This is a genomic window from Brevibacterium ammoniilyticum, from assembly GCF_038429965.1.
Lineage (GTDB): Bacteria > Actinomycetota > Actinomycetes > Actinomycetales > Brevibacteriaceae > Brevibacterium > Brevibacterium ammoniilyticum.
On sequence record NZ_BAABNP010000035.1, the window covers coordinates 1 to 3,495 of the forward strand.

At 57.6% G+C, this 3,495-nt stretch carries 2 protein-coding genes and 1 pseudogene; all 3 read right to left on the reverse strand.

Translation table 11 applies throughout. The annotated features are described in order from the left end of the window. Positions 1-154 precede the first annotated feature (154 nt). Positions 155-660: pseudogene (locus AAHA49_RS17715) on the reverse strand (transposase family protein); the annotation flags it as partial. 81 nt (positions 661-741) lie between these two features. Further along, positions 742-975, reverse strand: coding sequence for a hypothetical protein (locus AAHA49_RS17720; protein WP_342039173.1), 234 nt, complete (start codon positions 973-975; stop codon positions 742-744). 167 nt (positions 976-1,142) lie between these two features. Beyond that, entirely contained in the window at positions 1,143-3,371 is a 2,229-nt protein-coding gene (locus tag AAHA49_RS17725; RefSeq protein ID WP_342039174.1) for a sigma-70 family RNA polymerase sigma factor, read from the reverse strand. Between the last annotated feature and the right edge of the window lie 124 nt (positions 3,372-3,495).

Sequence of the window (3,495 nt, forward strand, 5' to 3'; positions counted from 1 at the left end):
GCCGCCTCCCAGGCCGCGGCCGGGGTGATGCCTTCCCCGAAGGCCTGGTGCTGCCGGTGATGGTTGTAGTGGGCCCAGAAGTCTTTGAGCACGGTGTCAAGCTCCTGACTCGGCTCCGGTTTCATTGCCAACAAACGGGACTGCTAAAGGTTTTGGGGTGCTCCGTGATATCGGTCGACCATAGCTCGTTGATCGCACTCGCGGTAAAATCGCGTTTGACGAGGTCACAGACCGGCAGGCCAGGCTTCTTGCCGTGCTTCCGGACTTGTTTGATCGTGTTAGAGAACAACTGCTCCTGGCAGCACAACCGCACAAACGACGCTCAGAGGATCCGTGCCCGGCGCCGTGGAGTTCATCAGCGATGAACCGGTGACCGAACTCAGGATCATCGGCATGGACGTCGTAGGCGGCATTGAGCAGGTGTGCGTCCTCCCAGTCCCGATCTGAGACCGGGTGGGCACACCACTGATAGAATCCCTGCTTCGAAAAGCCGAGCACCCGACAGGTCACTGCCACCGGCACCCCGGTGGCAGCAAGGTCACGGTACCTGCCGGTACATAATTGTGGGTGATGACCACCGAGCTTCAAGTTCGCCTGCGAGAGATAGGCTGCGGCATCGCGGAGAATCTTGTTTTCCCGCACAAGCTCCCGGATGCGCTTGAGCGCTGTCGCCTAGTCCCGTGACTCCTCAGGATCATGCGAGGGTTCGAGGCCGTACTCGCGCAGGCGCGCGTCGCGTACTCAGGCTTGGAAGGCAGATTTCGAGATCCCGAGATCCGCGCAGACCTGCTTCTGGGTCATTCCGTCGTTGATGAGATCGAGCGCTGACTGATTGAACTCATCGGAATAGATCTTTGCATGCCTTTCTCCTTCGTGGATTCTATCCAGTCCAGGAGTCAACCAAACCCTCAGCAGTCCCTGGGCTATTGAATCATGAGCGATTGCCAGAATCAAGGTGCTTTGCACCCAAGCCATTGAAGCATATAAAAGTCGCGGATTTATCCGAATTGACTAGTCACGTAGCTTTTTCCGCTACACCTCTGGATGTCACTCGCGGCACTTGCGCTGTCCGAGATTCCCGCGATCTCCGGCACACGCGATTGCGAGCGGTTGCTGGATGACCACGGTGAAGTGACCGCTACCTATCTAATTAAGTGCAATTCTGCGTTCTCGCCGAGAGTCGCGTCATCGATGTGGGCATTGACGGCAAGGGATTGGTTCGCCGATCTCCCGACCGTTTCCCGTAGGTGCTCAAGTGACTTCTTCTCGAGCTGTCGAATCCTTTCGCGAGTCAAGTTGAAGTGTTGACCGATCAGGTCCAGAGTCTGTGGCTCGTCGTCGTACCAGCCGAACCTCCGCCGGATGATCTCCGCCTCTCGTTCTGGCAATGTGTCGACCAGGTGGTTGACCTTCGCCACCCACTCAGTCTCAACGAGAACCTGTTCCGGGTCATCCGTGAACATGCTGGGGTCGATGATGCGATCATCGATCGTCGAAATGCTGTCGCGGTAGTGCGTACTCCATTGCATTTCGAGATAGCTCTCGAGCGAGAGTGGTTGCATGCGCAATGCCGATTCAGCCAGGGAGTGATCGTGGGAGCACGCCGCCCTGGACTCCTCAGTTGCATTGCAAGTCAAGTAGTCTGTCAGCGTCTCAACCACGTGGACAGGTAAGCGGATCGTATTCGAGAAATCTGCCGATCCGCGGGTGATGCTTTGGCGAATCCACCACATCGCGTACGTCGAGAACTTGTTGCCCTTCGTGTAGTCGAACTTCTGCACTGCTCTGACGAGGCCTAGATTGCCATCCTGGATCAGGTCGAGAAACGCCATCTTCCGGCCGCTGTACCGTTTGGCCACAGACACGACGAGTCGCAGATTCGCGCAGACCATTTGGTCAAATGCCGCGTCTCCGTCGGCAACGACTCCCTCCAGGTCGTGGCGTTCCCTGCGCGTCGAGTACTTACCCAGGCCAAGCACGTAGTTCGCGAAGAGGCCCGCTTCAATGCGCTTCGCACATTCCACTTCCTGTTCTGCGCTGAGAAGTGAATATTGCCCAAGCTGCTTGAGATAGATCCCGACCAAGTCGTCAGTCTCTGGAAGCCAGCTCAACTGTTCGAGCGGCTCATCATCCTCGTCTTTCAACAGGACGACCATCGATTGATTGTGAGGAATGGTTCGCGGAATCTCCGGTGTCACCACGCCGTCAGACGCATTCTCTGGTCCGGAGGGTTCGAATGGAATAAGCAGTTGCGCTGGGGTCGGCGATCCGACTGTGTCCGCATCGTCCGCATTCGGGCGGTCGTTCGGACAGCCGCGCAAGAACCTGCGCAGTTCCCTCTGCTGAGATTGATGGAACTCAGCGATTCGCCGCGCGTGGGGCAGCATCGGCCCGAACTGCTGGTCCCAATTGTGTTCTTCGTCTTCGATGGTGTTCGTTGCAAACAACACGACGAAACGACCGTGGCGACCATCGGACTTCCGTCGAATCACACGACCGAGACGCTGGATCGTCTGCCGTGGTTGCTTGCTGCCGGACAGAACCACCGCCAGATCGGAGTCGGGGACATCAATGCCTTCGTCGAGGACCCGAGGGGCACAGAGAGCCTTCGCGATTCCGCTTGCAAACAGCTGCAAGGCCCCGCGTCGTTCGTATGGTTTTGACTCTGACGAGACTGCGCGAGTCTCTATGCCCTTGCTCATGAGGACATCCGTAGCGCGAGTCGAGGAATCGACGGTCTGCGAGAATACGATGGTTCCCCGAGACTCATCGATCACGGGGGCAATTCCCTTTAGGACCTCCAGTTTGTGCTTTGCATTGGTGAGCACCTTCTGACGCTTGACGACCGCTTCGAGATACTTCCTCGCCATGAAGGCGACCGGTGATTGGTCGTTCTTCCGTGCTGCAAGGCGCTGAACCGCCCGAGCGAATTTCTCATACGGAGCATGCTGAAGCTCGAGTTTGGTCTTCAGCGACATACCCAACTTGCTCACTGATGCGCTGGCTGCTTGGTATTCGGCCCGCTCTGCGTCGGTCAACTTCACCCCGACGAATGCCACGTCGAATTCGGCTATCACTCCGTCCGAGAGGGCGCGGTCGTACCACATTTGGAACACGACACCCCCGAAGTACGGGTCGAGTACTTCTGCATCCGCGTTGTCCGGGCGCCGGTATGTCGCGGTCAGCCCCAGCCTGTACTTGAAGTTGGCATGGAGAGCCTTCGCAAAGGTCGGAGCAGCGTAACGGTGGCACTCGTCTGCGATGAGCAGTCCCTCGGAGTGAACGTTAAGTAGAGACTCACGCGTCGCAGAGTTGATGATCGCTACGAGGATGTCGCACGCGCCCAGAGAATCGTGTCGACCATTGCCCAAGGTGCCGACCGTTGCTTGGGGAAGAGTCTCGAGGAGACGCCTCTGGGGTGTGACACTTCTCGTAGACAGTCGTTACCAGGAAGGCACGACAGGGAATCATGTCTACGAATCGCAGGACGTTCAC

Coding starts and splice junctions, on each gene's coding strand:
- AAHA49_RS17720 (WP_342039173.1), bottom strand. CDS start 975: ATGGCTTGGGTGCAAAGCACCTTGATTCTGGCAATCGCTCATGATTCA.